This is a genomic window from Kitasatospora sp. NPDC001539 (assembly GCF_040298565.1).
Taxonomy (GTDB): Bacteria; Actinomycetota; Actinomycetes; order Streptomycetales; family Streptomycetaceae; genus Kitasatospora.
Window position 1 is genome coordinate 1 of record NZ_JBEPAK010000129.1, and the last position, 20,634, is coordinate 20,634.

The following is a 20,634-nucleotide window of genomic DNA, read 5'->3' on the forward strand; positions in this document are numbered from 1 at the left end:
GGGTTTTTGGGCGACACCCCCCGGGGGGGGGGGCTGGGTGGTGTGCGTCGGGGGCGGTTGCGTCCGGGGGTCCGCCCACGGCCGGGGAGCGAGCCCCCCGGCCGTCGGCGCCCCTCGCCTCAGTGCTGGGCGAACTGACCGGGCCGATAGCTGCCGGCGGGCTGGCGGATCATGACGTTGGCGCGGTTGAAGGCGTTGATCAGCGCGATGATGCAGACCAGCGCCGCGAGCTGCTCCTCGTCGTAGTGCTTCGCCGCGTTCTCCCACACCTCGTCGCTCACCCCGGTCCCGTCGGCCAGCCGGCTGCCCTGCTCCGCCAGCTCCAGGGCGGCCCGCTCCGCCTCGGTGAAGACGGTGGCCTCGCGCCAGGCCGCGACCAGGTTCAGCCTGGTCGCCTCCTCCCCCGCGTGCACGGCGTCCTTGAAGTGCATGTCGACGCAGAAGCCGCAGCCGTTGATCTGGCTGGCGCGCAGCCGCACCAGCTCCTGGGTGGCGTACGGCACGGTCGAGTCGGCGATCGGCTTGTTGGCGGCGATGAGGTGCTTGAAGACCTTGCCGATGATCGGGCTGGCGAAGGCGTTCAGTCGGGGTTCCATGGTGTGCTCCCTCGGAGTCGCTCGTCGTTGCTGCCATGAAGACCGCGCAGCCGGTCGGCTTGTGACCGGTTCCGGATGTGTCCTGCGTCACGCTGTGCGGCGTCGCTCCGGGCCGGTGCCGCTCCCCAGGCCCCGGCCCGCCCTCTCAGGCCCCGCCGTTGACCTGGACGACGGCATGGCGCCCGCTGGTGCGCCATGCCCCGCCGGTCCGGTCGAGGGCGGCGACGAGGTCCGCGCCGACCCCGACGACCACGTCCGACTTCAGGGTCCGCAGCGCGGCGACGGGGGACGGGAAGTGGCCGGCGGCCCCGGCGAAGGGGGTGGTGGGCGGCCAGAGCCGGTCGCCCACCAGGCGGCGGTAGTTGAGGTCGCCCTTGAGGACGGTCAGGGCCGCCCCGCCCAGCTCCGCCCGCAGGTCGGCGGGCATGTCGTGGTACGGCAGCGGCGCGCAGAAGAACGGGTGGGTGCGGACGGCGAGGCGGCCGCCGTCCAGGGCCCGCCACAGCCGCCGGCCGATCGCCTGCGCCCGGCCCCGGGCGCCCCGCAGCCGCCGCAGGGCGGCCAGGACGTCCGCCATGGTGGCGTCGGAGACGAAGTACGGCTGGGGCTTGACGTACAGCACGACCTCGGCGGCCCGGCCGTCGGCGAGCAGGTGGTCGATCAGCACCAGGTCGGGCAGCAGCTCGCGGCCGGCGTTGTCCGCGATCACGGCGACCCGGCCGCCCGGGGCGGCGTCCAGCACGGACCAGAGGGCGGCGCTGTCGTCGACCAGCAGGTCGGGGACGCCGGCCGCCGGGGTGCTCCCCGCAGCCGCCGTGATGCGGAAGCCGAGGTCCGCCCGGTTGCCCCACAGGGCGGAGGACAGCAGCGCCTGGGCGTGGCGCCGTTCCGGGAGGCCGTCGAGCTCGTCGAGGGCCGCCAGTTCGCCGTCCACGGCCGCTCCGGCCAGCTCGGCGTCCTTGAACGGCGCGAACGGATCGACGCCGTGCCAGGCGCCCGGCCCGAAGTACCCGGTGGCGTCGAGCAATCGGCGGTAGAAGTAGCTCTCCGCCCACAGGAACGGCGCCTCGCCCCAGGGCCGCCCCCACAAACCCTCGCCCCAGGCCAGCCACTGGTCGCGGTCGTGGGCGCCGTCCGGCAGCGGTTCGAGCACGCCGGTGGTGCTCTCCGCCGACAGCCGCTCCACCGCCGCCCGTTCGGAGGGTCCGTAGGGCAGCGCGTCGAGCACCTGGCGGACGAGCTCCGGGTGGCGCCGGTGGAACACGCCCCAGGCGAAGGAGCCCGGAACGTCGCTGCGGATCACGGGTGCGGTCGGCACGTCGGGTTCGTCTCCTCCGTGGGCGGGGGTCGTCAGTCGGTGCCGTCCGGGGCGGGCGCCGGCTTGCTGTGGAGGATCTCCCGGGCCTGCTCGGCGGCACGGGCGATGCTCTCCGAGACGAAGTCCATGAAACGGGCGACGTTCTCCAGCCGGACGCCGGCCGGGGTGGCGGCGCCGAGGACACCGGCGCCCTCGCGTGCGATCTGGACGAAGCGGGCGTTGGCGCGGGCGGTGGACATCATCGACTGGTACCAGACGTCGTCGTCGACGACGTAGCGCTCCCGGCGGCGTTCGTCGCGTTCCCGGCGGACGAGGCTCTGGCTGTCCAGGAACGCGATCGCCTTGGAGACGGACGCCGGGCTGATCCGGAGGCGCTGGGCGAGCTCGGACGCGGTGAGGCTGCCCGTGTCGGAGGTGAAGAAGCAGGCCAGCACCCGGGCCGCCATCCTGGGCACGCCCGACTGGATGAAGACGGCGGCGAACATCTCCTCGTACGCGCGCACCGCCTCGACGTCTCGCCCGTCGTCGGCCGGGGGCGCGGCCGCACTCCGGGCCGCGGGCTGCCGGCGGCGCTGGGCGCGGCGTTCGGTGGCCCGGTGGGCGAGTTCGGCGCGGTAGGCGGTGGGGCCGCCGTTGCGCATCACCTCGCGGGTGACGGTCGAGGTCGGCCGCTCCAGGCGCCGGGCGATCTCCGCGTACGCGAGGCCGTCGGCGAGCCCCAGCGCGATCTGCTGGCGTTCCTGCTGGGTGAGCCTGCCTCCCGGCATCGCGGTCTCCTCCGTGGGCGTCCTGTGGTGCGGCCACAGTAGCCCCACCTCGAACCCATTGCAACGATACGAGATCCGCCCGCCGCTTCCGAGGGGGTGGTGCGACCAGAGGACCGCCCCTCTGCCAGCGCTTATGATGCTCTACCGCCGAGCTGTCGCCGACCGCCCGACGCCATGCAACGCGGCTTTTCCTCGGCCGGAAACACGCGCCCGGCGGTCCGGCAGTCGGCGGCACCGAAGGCCGCCGGGCGCCGCGCGGGCCGCGCACGGGCGCCCGGCCCTCGCGCGGCCCGTAGGCGGCCGGTCCCCACGGACGGGCTCAGAGGCTGCGGGCGGTGATGTCGCCGTGGTTGGTGGTGGCCCGGATGTCGAGGCCGACGGTGCCGTCGTTGCGCAGCGAGTTGGTGACCCGGCCGTGGGCGGTGCCGGCGTCGAGGGAGGCGGAGGTGCCCGCCGCGGCGCCGACGGTGATGCTGCCGGACTCGGTGCGCAGGGTGAGGGTGCCGCGCACGGCCTCGGCGACGCGGATGTCGCCGCGGGCGGTGCTGATGGCCCCCGGGCCGGTGAGCCGGCCGATCTCGACGTCGCCGTCGACCGCGGTCAGGCGCAGGCTCGCGGCCTCGTCCACCTTGATCCGCCTGTAGGCGCCCTCGAAGTCGACGTCGCCCAGGCGCCCCACGCCGCGCAGTTCGGCGGCCGCGGTGCGGGCCTCGACGCGGGAGCCGGCCGGCAGCTGCACGGTGATCTCGACGGCGCCGGGGCCGACCAGGCCGTTCTCGGCCTCGGCGGTGTGGATCCGCAGGACGCCCTCGGCGTAGCTGACGGTGGTCCGCTCGGTGGTCCGCACGTCGCGGCTCTTGCCGGGGTCGGCGGGGCGGACCTCGACGGTGGTGTCGGTGCGGTCGGCGGCGATGAACTGGAGGCGGCCGGCGGGGACGTCCAGGACGGCGGCGATCGGGGCGGCGGTGGCGAAGGTCTGCATGGTCTCTTCTCCTTGTTCGTTCGGCGGGCTCTTCTTGGCCCGTCGTTTCCGACAACGGAAAAGCTACGTTGCGTTCACAGATCTGGCAACGTATTCGTTGCGTCAAACTGACATCCCCGCAGGTAAAGCGCGCAAAATCGTTGCACCCAGAGTGAATCGAACGCAACAGCACGCCGGAGCTGTCGTTGCAATGCGTGTGAAATGAACGCCACGCCGGGCGACCGGTCGCGAATCCCGGGCGGGACGGTGCCCACGCCTCCGCCCCAATAACTGATGAAACGTCAAAACTACTTACCTGCAGCACCGTTGAAGCGAAACACGGCCGCCCTTCGCAGACGGAGGATCTGGCATGATGGGCCACCCGATCCGCGCTCGACCCCGGGTGCCGGTCCGCGCCGGCTTGACTCCTTGATCGCCTCGACGGGCGGAAGGTGAGGATGATCGTGACAGCCACCGACACCCCGGCCGGCGAGGCCCCCGCCTACCCGATGGCGCGCAGCTGCCCCTTCCGGATGCCCGACGGCTACGAACGCCTGCGGGCGGACGGGCCGTTGTCGCGGGTGACGCTCTACGACGGCCGGCAGGTCTGGCTGGTCTCCGGGAGCGCGGAGGGCCGCGCCCTGCTGCTCGACCCCAGGGTTTCCGTGGACGTGAGGCACCCGTCCTTCCCCGCCCTGACCCCGCAGTCCGCCGAGCAGGCCGAGGCCGGGTTCTCGCCGCCGCTGAGCGGCGTCGACGACCCCGAACACGGCCACCAGCGGCGGATGGTGATCCCCGCCTTCGGCGTCCGGCGGATCGCCGCCCTGCGCCCGAGGATCGAGGGGATCGCCGAGGAGCTGGTGGCGACGATGGTGGCCGGAGGCGGCCACGCCGACCTGGTCACCTCGTACTCCCTGCCGCTCGCCTGCGCGGCCAACTTCGCGCTGCTGGGCGTCCCGGACGAGGACGGCCGCTACATCGCCGAACGCACCCGCCAGGTGCTCGCGCCGTCCGGCGGAAACGCCCCCGGCCAGGCCGTGAAGCTCTTCGACGAGATCCTCGACCGGCTGCGCGAGCTCATCGCCCGCAAGGAGCGGGAACCGGGCACCGGGCTGATCGACGACCTCCTGGCGGCCAGGGCGGACGGGGGCGGCATGGACGGCGACCAGTTGGTGGCGCTCTGCGCGATCCTCCTGACCGGTGGCGACGACACCACCTCCAGCACCATCGCGGCGGCCGTCCTCGCCCTGCTGGAACACCCGGACCAGCTCGAACGCCTGCGCCTCGAGCCGGAGTCGATCAGCGGAGCGGTCGACGAGCTGACCCGGCTCACCTCCGTCGCGGACGTGCTGCCGCGCGTCGCCACGGCGGACATCGAGCTGGCCGGGCGGACCATCCGGGCGGGGGACGGCGTCCTCGTCTCGCTGATGCTGATGAACCGGGACCACGCGGTCTGGCAGGAGCCCGACACCCTGGACATCGACCGCAAGGCCGGCCGCCACGTCGCCTTCGGGTACGGCATCCACCAGTGCGTCGGCCAGAACCTCGCCCGGGCCGTCATCGAGACGGCCCTGACCGTCCTGCTCCGCCGCGTCCCGACCCTGCGCCTGGCCGTCCCCGCCGACCAGGTGCGGGCCAATCCCCCGTACGTGCTGCAAGGCAGCGTGCCCGCGCTGCCGGTGACCTGGTAGGAGCCTCCGTGGGTACCGACATCGAGATCGACACGGCCCGGTGCATCGGCGCGGCCCTGTGCACCCGGCACGCGCCGGAGGTGTTCACCCAGGACGACGACGGGGTGGTGGAACTCCTCCCGGGCGGCACGGGCACGGCGGCGGACCCGCTGGTCCGGGAGGCCGCCGAAGCCTGCCCCGTCCAGGCCATCACCCTGGGCACCGGATGACGGGAGCGTCCTGACCGCCGCGGGCGCGACTCCGCTTCCCGAGGCGCCCGACCCACGGCCGGTCTGCCGGTCTGCCGGACGGAACGCGGCCTGTACGCCGGGTTCTGTCTCCCGGGTCGCTCGCGCAGCCCGGGGAGGCGGTCATCCATCTAGGACTGCCGTTGCCGACAGCCTCGTGCGGTCCACCCGCGGACTCGGGCGAGCAGCCTTCGGACGTCCGCGCACGGTGCCCGAGGGCACCGATCTTGACCTTGCTCCAGGTGGGGTTTACCGAGCCGGCCGGGTCACCCCGGTCGCTGGTGGTCTCTTACACCACCGTTTCACCCTTACCCACGCGCCGAAGCGGTGGGCGGTCTGCTTTCTGTGGCACTGTCCCGCGGGTCACCCCGGGTGGGCGTTACCCACCACCCTGCTCTGTGGAGCCCGGACGTTCCTCGGCGGGTCAGGGACCCGTCGCGACCGCCCGGCCGGCTCTTCCGCCGTACTGGTCATCGTAGCCGCTCGGGCGGGGCCTCCTGCACACCGGACCGGGCCGCGGGCGGCTCGGCCCCGAGGCGGGCGGCCACCCGGGCGGCCGTCCCGGTGGCCCAGGCGGTGGTGGTGGCCAGCCCGAGGACGAGGATCACCGAACCGAGGCCGACCAGGATCCACCAGCCGGCGTGGCTGGCCGGGGCGAACCCGGTGGCCATCGGGCCGACCACGGCCGAGGTGACGACCGTGCCGATCACCGCCACCCCCAGCGACTGGCCGACCTGGCGGCTGGTCGAGGCGACCGCGGCGGCCACCCCCGCCTGGGCGCGCGGCATCCCGGAGACGGCCGCGTTGGTGATCGGTGGGTTGACCATGCCGAAGCCGAAGCCGAACAGCGCGTACGCGACGAGCAGCAGCGCCGAGGGCGAGTCGGCGGTCAGCCGGGTCAGCAGCAGGCCGCTCGCGGCGAGGCAGAGCCCGGCGACGGCCAGCGGCACGCGCGGGCCGCGGCTGCTGACGATCCGTCCGGACACCGGCGAGCAGACCAGCATCATCCCGGCCATCGGCAGGGTCCACAGGCCGGCCTCGACCGGGCCGTAGTGCCGGACGGTCTGCAGGTAGAGGGTGTTGAGGAAGAGGAAGCCACCGAGCCCGGCGAAGGCGCAGACCGCGGTGACGGTGGCGCCGGTGAACGGGGCGCTGGCGAAGAACCGCGGGTCCACCAGCGGCTCGGCGACCCGCCGCTCCCAGAGCGGGAAGGCGACCAGCGCGGCCACCGCCGCCGCGGCGAGGGCGAGGATCAGCGGGGAGGTCCAGCCGTTGCCCGGGCCCTCGATGATCGCGGCGGTCCCGCAGCCCAGCAGGACGATCATCAGCAGCTGTCCGAGCGGGTCGAGCCGGCGCGGCCTCGGCGCGCGCGACTCGGGAACGTAGCGGATGGTCAGCAGGATCGCGGCGAGCGCCACCGGGACGTTGATCAGGAAGATCGACGGCCAGCCCGCGCCGTCCACCAGGAAGCCGCCGAGCAGCGGCCCCAGCGCCATGGAGATGCCGACCACGCCGCCCCAGACGCCGATCGCCCGGGCCCGCTCCCTGGGGTCGGTGAAGGTGTTGGTGATGATCGACATCGCCACCGGGTTGAGCATCGACCCGCCGACCGCCTGCACCGCCCGGAACACCACCAGCCACTCCAGGCTCGGTGCCAGGCTGCACAGCAGCGAGCCGAGCGCGAAGCAGGCCAGCCCGATCCGGAACACCCGGCGGCGGCCGAAGCGGTCGGCCACCGAGCCGAACAGCATCAGCAGCGAGGCCAGCACCACGGTGTAGGCGTCGATGATCCACTGCAGCCCGGAGGCCGGGGCGTCCAGGTCCTTCTGGATCGCCGGCAGGGCGATGTTCACCACGGTGTTGTCCAGGCCGACGATGAACAGGCTCATGCAGCAGATCGCGAGGACGAGCAGACGGCGGCGGCGCCCGGGGTCGGGGTCGGCGGGCGAGGCGGGCGCGGGGGCGGGGGCGGGGAGCGAAGCGGCATCGGGCACGGACCGATCCTCCCACCGCCGGGCGGGGGCGGGGCCGCGGATCGGACCGTCCGGGTGGCGGGATCCGCGGGTTCCGGCGGCGGCCGCTCAGACGGCGGAGAAGCGGACCGTCCGGGTGGCCGGATCGGCCTTGGTCAGGCGGACGTCGATCACCCGGCCGAGCGGGAGCGGCGGCGCGGCGGCGGCGCGCTCGGGGCCGGCCTGGGTGTCCGTGCCCACGCCGCCGACCGGGCCGGGCGTGCCGACCGGGGTGCCGGTGCCCACGCCGCCGACCGGGCCGGGCGTGCCGACCGGGGTGCCGGTGCCCACGCCGCCGACCGGGCCGGGCGTGCCGTCCGCCGGACCGACGGCACGGTCGCAGCGGGCCCGTACGGCCGGCTCGCGCAGCTGGACGGTGCCGGAGCCGGGGCGGTGCGCGTCCACCTCGATGACCACCGCGGAGAACTCCTCGCCCTCCCGGCCGGCCAGCAGCTCCGCCTCCACCAGGTCCACGCAGGCCCGTTCCACCTCGGCCGCCCGCCGGTCCCCGCTCGCCATCAGCGCCGGTACGGCCGGCAGCGCCTCGCGCGCCCAGTCCGGCACGTCCTCCCCCGCCGCCACCGCCGCGCACACCTCCTGCGCGAAGCGGTCGCCGAGCCGGCGCAGCGGAGCGGTGCAGTGGGCGTACGGGGCGGCCAGCGCGGCGTGGCCCGGCTCGGCGGGGGCGGGCAGGCCGCGCGACTCGTCGAAGGCCTGGTAGCCGGCGCCGCGCAGCAGTCCGGTGCAGGCGTTGAGGAAGGCCGCGTCGAGCGGGGCGCCCGGGTCCAGCGAGCGGACGAGTTCCGGGTACGGGAGGTCCTTCGGCCAGTCCACGTCCAGTGCGGCGGCGATCCGGCGCAGCCGGTCGTACCCGGCGGCGGGTGCGGCGGGCAGGGTGCGCAGCAGGCCGACGCCCGCGTCCAGCATCAGCTCGGCCGCGGCCATGCCGGTGAGCAGGGAGATCTGGGCGTTCCAGCCGTCGGCGGGGGTCGGCGCGCGGTAGCCGAGGACGTAGCCGTGCAGGGTCTCCTCCACCTCCTGCTCGGGCACCGGCAGGCTGATCCCGCCACGGGCGCGCTCCTGCTCCTCGCGCAGCCTGCCGATCACCGCGAGCAGGGCGAGCTGTTCGTCGGCGCCGCCGAGGTCCACGGCGCGCTGGACGGCGGCGTAGTCCAGCCGGCGGTGCGAGCGGACCAGGGCGCGGCGGACGTCGGCCAGCACGACGGCGCCGTCGGCGTCCAGGTCCAGCTGCCAGAGCAGGGCGGGGCGCGGTTCGCCGGGCAGCAGGCTGGCGGCGTCCTCGGAGATCCGGGCGGGGTGCAGCGGGACGCGGTGGTCGGGGAAGTAGAGGGTCTCGACCCGGCGCCGGGCCTCGGCGTCGATCGCCCGGCCCGGCCGGACGAAGGCGGCGACGTCGGCGATCGCGTAGTGCACCCGGTAGCCGCCGCCCGGGCGGTGGCTGAGGTGCATGGCCTGGTCGAGGTCCCGGGAGCCCGGCGGGTCGACGGTGAACAGCGGCAGCTCGGTGGCGTCGTACCCGGGCAGCCGCGGCCGCTCGGCCGCCTCCTCCGCCTCGGCGAGCACCTCCTCGGGCCACTCGGTGCGGATCTCCAGGCGGGCGCGGAGTTCGGCCAGCTCGGTGTTGATCCGGGCGGAGTCGGCGGCCTTGACGCGCAGTTTTCGGCGGGGCATGGACGCCAGGGTAGGGCGGAACCGGGCGGTTCCGGACGGAGGCTCAGCGTCCCAGCAGGGACTTCAGGTCCTTCGCCGCGAGGGTGACCGCGTCGTCGTAGCCCCCGGTGGCCAGCCGCAGCACGAAGGCCACGGCGTCGTCCGGGTGCGGATCGGTGTACGGCTCGGCGTTGTAGTCCAGGAACAGCAGCATCGCCTCGAAGGCGGTGCGCTTGTTGCGGTCGACGAGCGGGTGGTTGCGGGCCAGGCTCTGGCCGAGGGCGGCCGCCTTGGTCCAGAGGTCGGGGTAGGCGTCGCCGCCGAACAGGCTCGCCCGGGGGCGGGCGATCGCCGAGAGGAGGCCGCCGAGATCGCGGATGTTCTCCCGGCCGCCGGCGAGGTAGGTGACGTCCTCCAGGTCGAGGTACTCCGTCACAGGTCCTTCAGCCTCTCCAGCGTCTCCGCGTTGGCGGCGCGGATCCGGGCGACCATGGCGGCGCGGCGCGCGGCCCTGCCCGGTGCTCCCTCGGCGAGCGCCGGGGGGACGTCGGAGCGGGGGACCTCGAAGGCCAGCTCGGCGGTGTCCGATCCGGCCGGGGCCTCGGTCACCCGCATCCGCCCGGCCATCACCGCCTCGGCCGCGGCCCGCACCGCGAACTCCAGTGCCTGCCGGGTCTCCGCCGGCAGGCCGGCGGGCAGGCTCACGGACAGGGGCTCCACCGCGGCGTCGCCGTCGTCGGGCTCGGTGTTCAGGGGACGGATGGTCATCTCGTTCACTCTCCTCCGGGCTCACCGTAGTGGTGAACGCCGGGCGCTCCCACCGCATTGCCGCCGGTCTCGCCGGCCCTGGCCGTACCGGCGGCCCGTGCCGCGGCTGCCGGCTGCCGGCTGCTGGCACCGGCGTAAGCACTCCTACGGTGGGGGGAGGCGAACGGCTGCGGAGGGGGTTCGGACGATGGCTGGTACGGGTGGGGGTGCGGGCGCGGCTGCGACTGCGGTGCGGGTCACCGGGGGTGCGGTGTCGGCGGCGCTGGCGTTGACGGGGGCGCTGCACGCGGTGTGGGCGGTCACGCCCTGGCCGCTGCGGACGCCGGAGGAGTTCGCGGACGCCGTGGTGGGGACGGGGGACGGCGTGCCGCCGGCGGGGGCGTGCCTGGCGGTGGCGGGGCTGCTGGGGGCTGCCTCCTACCTGGTGGCGGCGGAGGCCGGGGTGTTGCCGGCGGGCGGGTCGCAGGGGTCGCGCCGGGCGGGGGTGAGCCCGGCGGGGGTGCGGGCGGGGCGGTGGCCGGTGTGCTGCTGGCACGCGGGGTGGCCGGGCCGGTGCTCTTCGGGCGCGTCAGTGCGCGCACGGAGCGGTTCCGGCGGCTGAACGTCCGGTACTACTCGCCTCTGTGCGTGGTGCTGGGAGCCGGAGCGGCCGCAGTAGGGTGGCGGGGTTCGTCTGCCACAAACTGTTGAGGAGTCCGCTGTGCTGGTGCTGTTGCCGCCCTCGGAGGGCAAGGCCGCGTCCGGGGACGGCGAGCCCGTCGCGCTCGACCGCCTGTCGCTGCCGGGGCTGACGGCGGCGCGCGGCGCGGTGCTGGACGCGCTGGTCGGCCTCTGCCGGGGCGACGAGGACACCGCCGCCGAGGTGCTGGGGCTCACCCCCGGGCTGCGCGGGGAGATCGCCAAGAACGCGGGCCTGCCGACGGCGGGCGCCCGTCCGGCGGCCGAGGTGTACACCGGGGTGCTGTTCGACAACCTCGACCTGGCCGGGCTGGACGCCGCCGCGTACGGGCGGGCCGAGCGTTCACTGCTGGTGTTCTCCGGGCTGTGGGGCGCGGTGCGGATCTCGGACCGGATCCCGTCCTACCGCTGCTCGATGGGTGTGAAGCTGCCCGGACCGGGGGCGCTCGGCCCGCACTGGCGGGGCGCGATGGCCTCGGTGCTGCCGGAGGTGGCGGACGGGCTGGTGCTGGACCTGCGCAGTTCCGCGTACGCGGCGGCCTGGAAGCCGGCCGGCGAGGTGGCCTCCCGTACCGCGACCGTCCGGGTGCTGCAGGAGCGGAACGGCAAGCGCACGGTGGTCAGCCACTTCAACAAGGCGACCAAGGGCCGACTGGTGCGGGACCTGCTGGTCGCCGGGGCCGAGCCGAAGACGCCGGGCGAGCTGATGGACGCGCTGCTGGAGCTGGGCCACCGGGTCGAGCTGGCGGCGGAGGGCACGGCGCGCAAGCCGTGGCAGCTGGACGTGGTGGTCACGGAGGTGCACTGACCGCCGGTGCACTGACCGCCGGTGCGCTGGCCGTCGGCGCGCTGGCCGCCGATGCTCCGACCGCCGGCGCGCTGACCGCCGGGCCGTTGGCGGCAGCACGGCCGACGGCGGGAGCACAGCCGGCGGCCGGAGCACAGCCGGGGCCGGGCCGCGAGCCCGGGGACGGTCAGCGCAGGTGCGAGGTGTCGTTGAGCAGCCGCAGCGAGGCGTTGCCGTCCGCGTAGTACTGGACGGCGCAGAGCGAGGCTGCGGACAGCTCCATCCGGTACATCGAGTCGGGCGGGGCGCCGAGCGCCAGCCGGACGAGCGTCTTGATGGGGCTGACGTGGGAGACCACCAGCACGGTCTTCCCCGGGTACCGGGCGAGGATCTTGTCCCGGGCCAGGCCGGCCCGGTGGGTGAGGGTGGCGAAGCTCTCGCCGCTGCCGGTCGGCCTGGCCTTGGCTGAGCCCAGCCAGGCCGCGAGGTCGGCGGGGTAGCGCTCGTGCACCTCGGCGAAGGTCAGGCCCTCCCAGTCGCCGAAGTCGACCTCGCGCAGCCCCTCCTCGTACCGGACCTCCAGGCCGAGCCGGGCGGCGACGGTCTCGGCGGTCTGCCGGGTGCGGCGCATCGGGGAGGCGACGACCGCCTGGATGCTGCCGCGCGCGGCCAGCGCCTCGGCGGCCCGTTCGGCCTGCCAGCGGCCCTTGTCGGAGAGCTCCGGATCGGTGCCGCCGCTGCCGGAGAAACGCTTCTCCGGGGTGAGCGGGGTCTCTCCGTGGCGCAGCAGCACGAGCGTGGTGGGGGAGCCGAGGTCGGCGGGGGCGGCCCAGCCCGCCTTGGGCGCCGTGGTCTCCAGCGGGGGCTCCGGCAGGGGCTCCGCCACGGTCGCCGGGGCCTTCGGCCGGGGCTCCCACTGCCGGCCCGCCCGGCCGGCGTCCATCGCCTCGTTGGCCAGCCGGTCGGCGTCCTTGTTCCGCTCGCGCGGGATCCAGGTGTAGCTGACCCGGTCGCGCGGGAAGACGGTGCGCGCCTCGGCGGCGAGCGGCTGCATGTCGGGGTGCTTGATCTTCCAGCGCCCGGACATCTGCTCGACGACCAGCTTGGAGTCCATCCGGACGTCCACCGAGGCGTCCGGGTCGAGGGCGTGCGCCGCCCTGAGGCCGGCGATCAGGCCCTGGTACTCGGCCACGTTGTTGGTGGCGTGGCCGATGAACCCGGCGGCCTCGGCGACGAGCTGCCCGGTGTCGCCGTCCCGGACCACCGCGCCGTAGCCGGCCGGCCCCGGGTTGCCCCGGGACCCGCCGTCCGCCTCGACGACGAAGCGCGCCGCCACCGGATCAGACGCCCGAGTCGGCGGTGCGGACCAGGATCCGCGAGCAGTTCTCGCAGCGGACGACCTTGTCGGCCGGCTCGGCCTTGATGGCGTTCAGCTCGGTGATCGAGAACTCGGTGCGGCAGCCCTCGCAGCGGCGCTGGTAGAGGCGGGCCGCGCCGACACCGCCCTGGGTCTCGCGCAGCTTGGCGTACAGCTTCAGCAGGTCGGCGGGGATGACGGCGGCGACGGCCTCGCGGTCGCGCTTGACCTTCTCGGCCTCGGCGTCGATCTCGGCGAAGGCGGCGTCGCGGCGGCCCTCGGCCTCGGTGAGGACGACGGTGGAGTGCTCCAGGCGGGCGGTCAGCTCCTCGACCCGGCTGTTGGCGCTCTCCTGGCGCTCCATGATCTCCAGCACGACCTCCTCGAGGTCGCCCTGGCGCTTGGCCAGCGAGCCGATCTCGTGCTGGAGGTTCTCCAGGTCCCGCGGCGAGGTGATCGCGCCGGAGTCCAGGCGCTGCTGGTTGCGGGCGGCACGGGCACGGACCTGCTCGACGTCCTGCTCGGCCTTGGCCAGCTCACGGGCGGTGTCGCCCTTCTGGGCCTCGGCGGCGACGACGAGGTCCTTGAGCGCGGTGTGGTCGGCGGTGGCCTTCTCGATCTCGGCGTGCTCCGGCAGGCTCCGGCGCCGGTGGGCCAGCTGGTCGAGCTTCGAGTCGATGGCCTGGAGGTCGAGCAGGCGGATCTGGTCGGCGGGCGCGGCGTTCAAGCGGAAAGCTCCTGTGAATCGGGTCAGGCGGTGAAGGACATGGGGGCGTGCGCGGTCCACGGGTCGGTGACCCGGTGGGAGACCTTGGTCTCCACGGCCCAGCCGCGCTCGTCGGCGACGCCCCGCAGGGCGCGCTCGGCCAGCGCGAGCCAGGGCCACTCGGTGGCCCAGTGGGCGGCGTCGACCAGCGCGACCGGCGCGGCCTCGGCCGCCTCGGACGCCGGGTGGTGGCGCAGGTCGGCGGTCACGTAGGCGTCCACGCCGGCCGCCCGGACCTCGGCGAACAGGCTGTCGCCCGAACCGCCGCACACGGCGACCCGGCTGACCAGCCGGTCCGGGTCACCGGAGACACGGACCCCGGCGGCGGTGGCCGGCAGGCCCCGGGCGACCTGGGCGGCGAAGGCGGACAGCGGCAGCGGGGGCTCCAGCAGGCCGATCCGGCCGGTGCCGCGGCGGCCCGCCGGGTCGGTCGGGTCCGGCACCAGCGGACCGGTGACCCGCAGGCCGACGGCCTCGGCGAGCGCGTCCGAGACGCCCGGGTCGGCGTGGTCGGCGTTGGTGTGCGCGACGTGCAGCGCGATGCCGTTGGTGATCAGCGTGTGCACCACCCGGCCCTTGAAGGTGGTGGCGGCCACGCTGGTGGTGCCGCGCAGGTAGAGGGGGTGGTGGGTGACGACGAGGTCGGCGCCCCACTCCACGGCCTCGTCGACGACGGCCTGGACGGGGTCGACGGCGAACAGCACGCGGCGGACCTCGGCCTGAGGGTCTCCGCAGACCAGGCCGACGGCGTCCCAGGACTCCGCCCACTGCGGCGGGTAGACCTCTTCGAGCGCGGTGATGACGTCGGACAGTTTCGGCACCTGTCGAGACTACCGTGCGCACGGCGCCGGTCGGGCCCCGGCCGTTCGGGGGCGGCTTCGCCGGGGGCCGGGGGTGGCTTCCCCGGGGGCCGGGGGTGGCCTCCCCGGGGGCCGGGGGTGGCCTCCCCGGCCGTTCGGAGGCGTGCGCGGCGGGTGCCCGGGGCGGGTGCCGCGTGCCGTTGGACGTGACCGCCCCTGCGGCGTTCGGACGTGGCCGCCCTGCCGCGTTCGGACGCGGGTACCGGGGGCGTACGGGTGCGCGTCAACCCGGCGCGCGGGCGCGCCAACCTGCGGCGGGGCGCTCGTACGGGCCCGCACGAGCGGTGTGCGCCCGTGCGCCGGGCGCTCCACGCGCACAGCAGGCCCCCCGTCCGAATTCGAAACCGCCTTTGGATCACCCTTACGAGTGAAGTGACCGGGTCTGCGTTGAGGCTTCGGTTTTCTCGAAACTAACTTCAGTCCTGCGAACGGGAGTTGCCCCGGCAGTAGCCCCATGGGGGCCGGGAGGGCACAGCGCCGGAGCGGGCCCGCGGCCCGCCGGACCGGCGGTCCGGGCTCCCCCTCGGAGGGGGTCGCAACCGACGGGGAACCGATCAGGCCGGGCCGCCGCGCCCGGGTGCCGAGCAGCGGCGCCCGCGACGCGGCGGCGGGGACGAAGGGATGTGGTGGCGGATGGGAGCGGGCACATCGCTGCGTACGGCCGGGGGCGGGCGGTCGGCGGGGCACGGGCCGGATGCGGGCGGTTCGTGGCCGGAGGCGGTGCGGGCGGCACTGGCCGGTGCCGGAGGCCGGGGAGGCGACGGCGGCTGGGACGTCACCGTCGGCGGCTTCTGGTGCACGGCCAGGCCGTCCGCGTCCTCCCCCTTACCGGAGCAGGGGTGGAAGCTCCACGTCAGCGCGGCGTCGGTGGTGGGCGGGGAGGTGCTCGCGGCCGTGGTGCGGGTGCTCGCCGCCGACCCGTGCAGCTTCAAGTTCGCCGCCGGGGAGGAACGGCTGCGGGAGCTCAACTCCCGTAACAGCGACCGTGGTTCGGCAGGCAAGTTCATCACCGTCTACCCGGCGGACGACGCCCGGTTCCAGCGGCTGGCGGCGGCGCTGGACCGGGCCACGGCCGGGCTGCCGGGGCCGGTGGTGCTGTCCGACCGGCCGTACCGGCCGGGCAGCCGGGTGCACTACCGGTACGGCGCCTTCGCCTCGCGGGCGGAGCTGGGCAACGACGGGGAGTACCGCTCGGTGCTGCGCGGGCCCGGCGGGGAGCGGGCCGAGGACGTGCGCGGGGGTTCGTACCGGGCGCCCGGGTGGGCCCGGGACCCGTTCGCCGTGCCCGGCGGCGTCGCACCCGCCGCCGCGCCCCCGGCCCGGAAGCGCGGCGGGGTGCTGCTGGCCGGGCGGTACGCGGTGACCGCCGCCGTCCGGCACGGCGCCAAGGGCGGCGTGTTCCTCGGGCGGGAGGCGGCCGGCGGCACGGAGGTCGTGGTCAAGCAGGCCCGCGCGCACATCGAGGTCGACCGCTCCGGGACGGACGCCCGCGACGCCCTCCGGCACGAGGCCGCCCTGCTCGCCCGCCTGGACGGGCAGGAGATAGCGCCGCGCGCCCTCGAACTGATCGAGCAGGACGACTCCGTCTTCCTGGTGCAGGAACGAATCGCCGGACAGCCGCTCGGCGCCTGGGTCGCGGCCAGGCTGCGCCGCGACGGCAGCCCGGACGTGGACTGGGCCGAGGCCGAGCCGGTGGTGCACGGGCTGCTCGACCTGGTCGAGCGGGTGCACGCCCAGGGCCTGGTGCTGCGCGACCTCTCCCCCGGGAACGTGATGGTCCGGCCGGACGGCACCCTGCGACTGGTCGACCTGGAACTCGCCGCCCAGACCGGCCACCGGGCCGGCTCCGCCGGCACCCCCGGCTACCGCGCCCCGGAGCAGGGGCGGCTCGCCCCGGCCGGCACCTGCGTCGCCGATCCGGCCGTGGACCTGTACGCGCTCGGCGGCCTGCTCTTCCTGCTGGCGACCGGACACGACCCCCTGCTGCCGGAGGACCTGCCCCGGGCCCGCCCGGTCGCCGAGCGTCTCGGCCGCTGGCTCTCCCTCGCCGCCCGCACGGGCGCGACGGCGCGGCGGCTGGCCCCGCTGGTGCTGGGGCTGCGGGCGGAGGAGCCGGAAGCGCGGTGGAGCCTGGCCCGGGCGCGGGCCGAGCTGGGCGGGGCGGCTCCGCTCACCGTCAGCCCGCTGTGGCAGGCCGCCGCCGCCCGACAGCGGCCGGGCACCACCGCGCGACGCGACGGCGCCCCGGCTCCGGCTCCGGCCCCGGCCCCCCTCGACCGGCTGCTCCACGACGGCCTGCGGCACCTCGCAGCCACCGTGACGCCCGAGCGGCCCGACCGCCTCTGGCCCGTCGTCCCCGCCGGGGAGCGGACGGACCCCTGCAACGTGCAGCACGGCGCGGCGGGCGTGCTCGCCGTCCTGGCCCGGGCCGTGACGGCCGACGGACTGCCGGAGGACCTCCGGGCGGAGGCCGCGCGCACGGCCCGTACCGCCGTGCGCTGGATCGAACGGCGCGTCGCGGCGGAGCCGGTGGTGCTGCCCGGGCTGCACTACGGGCGGTCCGGCACCGCGTGGGCGCTGCTGGACGCTGCCCGCGCACTGGGCGACGGGGAAGCGGCGGAGCGGGCGGCCGCGCTCGCCCGGCGGATTCCCGTCGCGTGGCCCAACCCCGACGTGTGCCACGGCGCGGCGGGTGCTGGTTTCACCCAACTCCGTTTCGCCGCCGAGACTTTCGGCGCGGGCGCGGGCCTCGGTGCGGGCTCCGGCGGGGACTTCCTCGCCCGGGTGGCCTGCTGCGCCCGCGGTCTGCTGGCCGCCTCGCGGCAGGAGCCGTACGGGACGGTCTGGCCGGTACCGGCGGACTTCGACTCGGCGCTCGCCGGGATCACCCACCTCGGCTTCGCCCACGGGGTCGCGGGCGTGGGCGCCTTCCTGCTCGCCGCTGCCGAGGCCCTCGGCGGCCCGGCCGCAGGAGCCTCGGCCTCGGAGCCGACGACCGCCGACCCGACGACCACCGTCCCGACGACCGCAGACCCGACGAGCGGAGAGCCGCTGACCGGAAAGCCGCTGACCGCGGACCCGAGGACCGCGTCGGCACCGGCCTGGGAGCCGACTCACGCGCCGCTCGCCGCGCAGGCCCTGGCCGCCGCCGTCGACGCCGGACGCACGCTCGCCGCGACCGCACGCTGGGGCCAGGACCGGCGGACCGCCTGGTGGCCGCAGAGCGCCACCGATCCCGAGCACGTCCGGCTCTCCCACTGGTGCAGCGGCTCCTCCGGCGCGGGCAGCTTCCTGCTCCGACTCGCACGGGCCACCGGCGAAGCCGCCACCCTCGACCTCGCCCGCGCCGCCGGGCGGGCCGTGCTCGCCGGCCGCTGGCACAGCGGACTGAGCGCCTGCCACGGGCTGGCCGGCGACGGCGAGTTCCTGCTCGATCTCACCGAGGCGACCGGTGAGCCTGAATTCCGCACCGGCGCCGAGGAGTTGGGTCAGCTGATCACCACCCGGGCCGCCCTGCGCGACGGCCTGCTGACACTCGCCGACGAGACCGGGACCGGCTGCGCCACCGCCTACGGCACCGGCACCGCGGGCCCGCTGTCCTTCCTGCTCCGGCTGCGCCACGGCGGCCCCCGACTCTGGCTCGACCCCGTCCCGGCCGCCCCGGCCGTCCCGCCCGTCCGGCACCGACTCCCCGCCCAGGACGGCGCGGTGAGCGGATCGTGAACGTGGCCACTCGCACCACCACCCGAGCCCTGCGGCGCCTCAGCTTCACCTTCGCCGCCGACGGCAGCCACGCAGCCTGCCTCGCCTCGGCCGCCGACAGCGCCTGGTACGTGGAGAGTTGGCGACTCCCGCAGCAGCCCGGACCGGCCGTACCGACCGTACCGGCCGAACCCGCCGTACCGACCGCGCTGCCGCTGCCCGGCAACCGCTCGGAGAACCTCCGCTCTCAGCTGGTGGCGCTGCCGGACGGCTCGGTGCTGGTCTGCCGGCACGACGGCGAGCGGCATGAGCTGGTCCGCCTCGCGGCCAGCGAAACCGACGTCGTGGAACAGCAGTTGGCCAGCCTCCGGATGCCCGGGCTGCGCCTGCTGCCGCTCCCCGTACCGCCCGACGCCGGCCCGCGCACGCCGGTGGCGCTCGCCCTCGGCACCGACACCCGCCCGGCGACCACCGCCTGGCTGGTCCGGGCGGACGGCAGCGAACCCGAGCAGGTCGCCGAGATCCCCGGCCTGCACGGCGGCGGCGCCTGGCTCGACCACGCGGGCGCACTGCTCGCCCTGGACCGGGTGGCCGGCGGGCTGGTCCGCAGCGTGGTCCTGGACCTGCGCAGCGGCACCACCACCCCGCTGCTGGAGATCGGCGAACGCAGCAACGACCGACTGGTGCTGTTCGATCCCGACACGCGTTTCGCGATGGTGCGCAGCGACGCACCCGGCACCGACCGGCTCGGCTGGGGCGTGCTGGACGGCGGCCGGCCGCTGCGGTTCCCGGAATGCCTGCACGTCACGGGCGTGTTCCTGCGGCCCATCGCGCTGCGGCAGGCGGCGGACGGGCCCCGGGTGGCGGTGCAGATCGACCACGGCGCGGGATCGGCGCTCGCCCTGTGGCGGCCCGGCACCGGCCGGCTCGACCAGCTGCCGGTACCGCCCGGGCGGCTCGGCGCGGTCGGGCACTGGGGCGAGGCCGGCCTGCGGATCCCGTACTCCTCCCCCGACCATCCGGCCGCACTGGCCACCCTGGACGTGGACGCCCTGCTGGCCCACGGGCCCGTCCCGGCGGAGTCCAGCCCGATGCCGCTGCCGCTCCAACTCGCCCCGCTGGGCTCCGGTTTGCCCACCACCTGGCGGGACGCCGCACTGCCCTGGCAGCCCGGCGGACCGCGCGCCGCCCGCACCCCGCCGGCCGGCTGGCGCCTGGACGGCAGTACGCCGCCCGGCGACGGCGGCCGCTGGCAGTCCGCCCAGAGCCTCGAACTCGCCGGTCCCGCCGGCCCCTTGGAGGCGGTGGTGTACGGCGGGGACGCCTGGCTGAGCAGTCCCCACCTGGTGCTGGCGCTGCACGGCGGCCCGGCGGACGCCTGGCGGCTGGAGTTCGACCCGGCACTGCAACGGATGGCCGCCGAGGGCCTGGCGGTCGTCGCCCCCAACCAGCGCGGCTCCACCGGCTACGGCGTGCCGCACGCACTCGCCATCCGGGGCGCCTGGGGCGGCCCCGACCTGGACGACGTGCTGTACCTGCTGGACGGCATCGCCGGGCAACGAGCGGCGCTCGGCCTCGAACCACCCGCGCTGTTCGGGGTCAGCTACGGCGCGTTCCTCGCCCTGCTGGCGGCGGCGCACGCGCCGGCCGAGCAGGTCGCCCGCTGCGCGGTGGTCGCACCGTTCCTGTCCGGTGCCCGGCTCCTGGCCGAGGCGGCGCCTCCCGTACGGGCGTTGACCACCCGGCTCGGCGGCGGCGAACCCATCACGGACGCCCGCGGCCCGCGCGACGTGCTGCAGCTGGCACACCGGCTGAGCGCGCCGCTGCTGGTGGTACACGGCAACCGGGACGAGGTCGTGCCGGTCAGCCAGTCCCGTGCACTGCGGCACGAGTTGCTGCGGATCGGCCGGGTGGAGGGCGCGGACTTCCGGTACGTCGAGGCGGCCGGAGCGGGGCACGAGGTGCTGGCCGAGGAGGGCGCCGCCGTCCTGCACGAGCTGCTGGCGGCGTTCCTGCGGACCGGCCGCCCGGGCTGAGCGCTCGGCCGAGCGCCCGGCCGAGCACCCGGCTGACCGGCCCCGGACTCCCGGGGCCGCAGACTCCCGGACCCACGGCGGTCCGGGGCACCACCCCCGGTGCGGCGGATGGAGGCCGCCCGGGGTGCGACACCCGACGCCCGCAGGCAGATCGCGGCGGGCGTGAACCCAGGGGAGGACCCGATCATGGAGAACATGGTGGACTTCGAGACCGACCTCGCGGCTCTGCAGGACCTGCCGGAGACCGAGTCCGTCGAGCTGACCGGCCACGGCAGCGGCTGCCAGTACACCTGTCTCATCCTGACCTGCCTGATCTTCACCAACAGCTGAGCCGTCGGCTGACCAAGCAGTAGTCCATGGGTGCCGTGCCCGCCTGTCCGGGCCGGGGGGGCCGGGCCCCCGCCCCAACCCCCCCGGGCCCCCGCGGGGCCGCCCGG

General features: G+C 75.7%; 17 protein-coding genes and 1 other RNA gene. 6 read left to right on the top strand and 12 right to left on the bottom strand.

Annotated features, from left to right (window positions below; translation table 11 throughout):
• Positions 1-119: 119 nt before the first annotated feature.
• The 4 genes from ABT247_RS20340 to ABT247_RS20355 all read right to left on the bottom strand — a co-directional run bounded on the left by ABT247_RS20340 (position 120) and on the right by ABT247_RS20355 (position 3,663).
• Complete coding sequence (locus tag ABT247_RS20340; RefSeq protein ID WP_350744208.1) at positions 120-596, bottom strand: carboxymuconolactone decarboxylase family protein; 477 nt, start codon at positions 594-596, stop codon at positions 120-122.
• 145 nt (positions 597-741) lie between these two features.
• Positions 742-1,914 carry a damage-control phosphatase ARMT1 family protein gene (locus tag ABT247_RS20345; RefSeq protein ID WP_350744209.1) on the bottom strand — a complete coding sequence of 391 codons (1,173 nt, stop codon included), beginning with the start codon at positions 1,912-1,914 and terminating at the stop codon, positions 742-744.
• Positions 1,915-1,946: 32 nt separating this feature from the next.
• Positions 1,947-2,681 carry a GbsR/MarR family transcriptional regulator gene (locus ABT247_RS20350; RefSeq protein WP_350744210.1) on the bottom strand — a complete coding sequence of 245 codons (735 nt, stop codon included), beginning with the start codon at positions 2,679-2,681 and terminating at the stop codon, positions 1,947-1,949.
• 319 nt (positions 2,682-3,000) lie between these two features.
• Positions 3,001-3,663: a DUF4097 family beta strand repeat-containing protein gene (locus tag ABT247_RS20355; RefSeq protein ID WP_350744211.1), complete on the bottom strand. Its 663-nt coding sequence runs from the start codon at positions 3,661-3,663 to the stop codon at positions 3,001-3,003.
• A 443-nt stretch (positions 3,664-4,106) separates the two neighbouring features.
• Between ABT247_RS20355 and ABT247_RS20360 the strand changes: the two genes are divergently transcribed.
• Complete coding sequence (locus ABT247_RS20360; RefSeq protein ID WP_350744212.1) at positions 4,107-5,333, top strand: cytochrome P450; 1,227 nt, start codon at positions 4,107-4,109, stop codon at positions 5,331-5,333.
• 8 nt (positions 5,334-5,341) lie between these two features.
• The gene (locus ABT247_RS20365; protein ID WP_350744213.1) at positions 5,342-5,542 is read left to right on the top strand and encodes a ferredoxin; all 201 of its coding nucleotides are present in this window, start codon (positions 5,342-5,344) and stop codon (positions 5,540-5,542) included.
• Between the two features lie 76 nt (positions 5,543-5,618).
• Here ABT247_RS20365 and rnpB read toward each other — a convergent pair.
• The 5 genes from rnpB to ABT247_RS20390 all read right to left on the bottom strand — a co-directional run bounded on the left by rnpB (position 5,619) and on the right by ABT247_RS20390 (position 10,011).
• Positions 5,619-6,017: RNase P RNA component class A (gene rnpB / locus ABT247_RS20370), an RNA gene on the bottom strand.
• Between the two features lie 13 nt (positions 6,018-6,030).
• Entirely contained in the window at positions 6,031-7,554 is a 1,524-nt protein-coding gene (locus ABT247_RS20375) for an MFS transporter (RefSeq protein WP_502892474.1), read from the bottom strand.
• An 87-nt stretch (positions 7,555-7,641) separates the two neighbouring features.
• Positions 7,642-9,264, bottom strand: a complete 1,623-nt coding sequence (locus ABT247_RS20380) for an RNB domain-containing ribonuclease (RefSeq protein ID WP_350744214.1) — start codon at positions 9,262-9,264, stop codon at positions 7,642-7,644.
• Between the two features lie 43 nt (positions 9,265-9,307).
• Positions 9,308-9,679, bottom strand: a complete 372-nt coding sequence (locus ABT247_RS20385; RefSeq protein WP_350744215.1) for a type II toxin-antitoxin system death-on-curing family toxin — start codon at positions 9,677-9,679, stop codon at positions 9,308-9,310.
• Complete coding sequence (locus tag ABT247_RS20390; RefSeq protein WP_350744216.1) at positions 9,676-10,011, bottom strand: hypothetical protein; 336 nt, start codon at positions 10,009-10,011, stop codon at positions 9,676-9,678. Before ABT247_RS20390 ends, ABT247_RS20385 begins: the two co-directional genes overlap by 4 nt.
• A gap of 700 nt (positions 10,012-10,711) precedes the next feature.
• Here ABT247_RS20390 and yaaA point away from each other — a divergent pair.
• The gene (gene yaaA, locus ABT247_RS20395) at positions 10,712-11,497 is read left to right on the top strand and encodes a peroxide stress protein YaaA (protein ID WP_350744217.1); all 786 of its coding nucleotides are present in this window, start codon (positions 10,712-10,714) and stop codon (positions 11,495-11,497) included.
• A 166-nt stretch (positions 11,498-11,663) separates the two neighbouring features.
• On the opposite strand, the gene ABT247_RS20400 is transcribed toward yaaA, so the two are convergent.
• Genes ABT247_RS20400 through ABT247_RS20410 form a run of 3 tightly spaced genes read right to left on the bottom strand, consistent with a single transcriptional unit; the run spans position 11,664 to position 14,420 of the window.
• Positions 11,664-12,812, bottom strand: a complete 1,149-nt coding sequence (locus tag ABT247_RS20400; protein WP_350744218.1) for a bifunctional RNase H/acid phosphatase — start codon at positions 12,810-12,812, stop codon at positions 11,664-11,666.
• 4 nt (positions 12,813-12,816) lie between these two features.
• A complete protein-coding gene (locus ABT247_RS20405; RefSeq protein ID WP_350744219.1) occupies positions 12,817-13,560 on the bottom strand; it encodes a zinc ribbon domain-containing protein in 744 nt (247 codons plus the stop codon).
• Positions 13,561-13,583: 23 nt separating this feature from the next.
• On the bottom strand, positions 13,584-14,420 hold the full coding sequence (locus ABT247_RS20410) for a Nif3-like dinuclear metal center hexameric protein (protein WP_350744220.1): 837 nt from the start codon (positions 14,418-14,420) through the stop codon (positions 13,584-13,586).
• Between the two features lie 672 nt (positions 14,421-15,092).
• Between ABT247_RS20410 and lanL the strand changes: the two genes are divergently transcribed.
• The 3 genes from lanL to ABT247_RS20425 all read left to right on the top strand — a co-directional run bounded on the left by lanL (position 15,093) and on the right by ABT247_RS20425 (position 20,527).
• The gene (gene lanL / locus ABT247_RS20415; RefSeq protein WP_350744221.1) at positions 15,093-18,182 is read left to right on the top strand and encodes a class IV lanthionine synthetase LanL; all 3,090 of its coding nucleotides are present in this window, start codon (positions 15,093-15,095) and stop codon (positions 18,180-18,182) included.
• Positions 18,183-18,184: 2 nt separating this feature from the next.
• Positions 18,185-20,197 (top strand): alpha/beta hydrolase family protein, encoded by a 2,013-nt coding sequence (locus tag ABT247_RS20420; protein ID WP_350744222.1) that lies wholly within the window; start codon positions 18,185-18,187, stop codon positions 20,195-20,197.
• A gap of 186 nt (positions 20,198-20,383) precedes the next feature.
• Entirely contained in the window at positions 20,384-20,527 is a 144-nt protein-coding gene (locus ABT247_RS20425) for a VenA family class IV lanthipeptide (RefSeq protein ID WP_157882160.1), read from the top strand.
• Positions 20,528-20,634: the final 107 nt, after the last annotated feature.

What these genes read in the sequence shown, in the direction of transcription:
- ABT247_RS20340 (WP_350744208.1), bottom strand. Translation starts at nt 596, where the DNA reads ATGGAACCCCGACTGAACGCCTTCGCCAGCCCGATCATCGGCAAGGTC.
- ABT247_RS20390 (WP_350744216.1), bottom strand. Translation starts at nt 10,011, where the DNA reads ATGACCATCCGTCCCCTGAACACCGAGCCCGACGACGGCGACGCCGCG.
- lanL (WP_350744221.1), top strand. Translation starts at nt 15,093, where the DNA reads ATGGGAGCGGGCACATCGCTGCGTACGGCCGGGGGCGGGCGGTCGGCG.
- ABT247_RS20425 (WP_157882160.1), top strand. Translation starts at nt 20,384, where the DNA reads ATGGAGAACATGGTGGACTTCGAGACCGACCTCGCGGCTCTGCAGGAC.
- ABT247_RS20355 (WP_350744211.1), bottom strand. Translation starts at nt 3,663, where the DNA reads ATGCAGACCTTCGCCACCGCCGCCCCGATCGCCGCCGTCCTGGACGTC.
- ABT247_RS20380 (WP_350744214.1), bottom strand. Translation starts at nt 9,264, where the DNA reads ATGCCCCGCCGAAAACTGCGCGTCAAGGCCGCCGACTCCGCCCGGATC.
- ABT247_RS20350 (WP_350744210.1), bottom strand. Translation starts at nt 2,681, where the DNA reads ATGCCGGGAGGCAGGCTCACCCAGCAGGAACGCCAGCAGATCGCGCTG.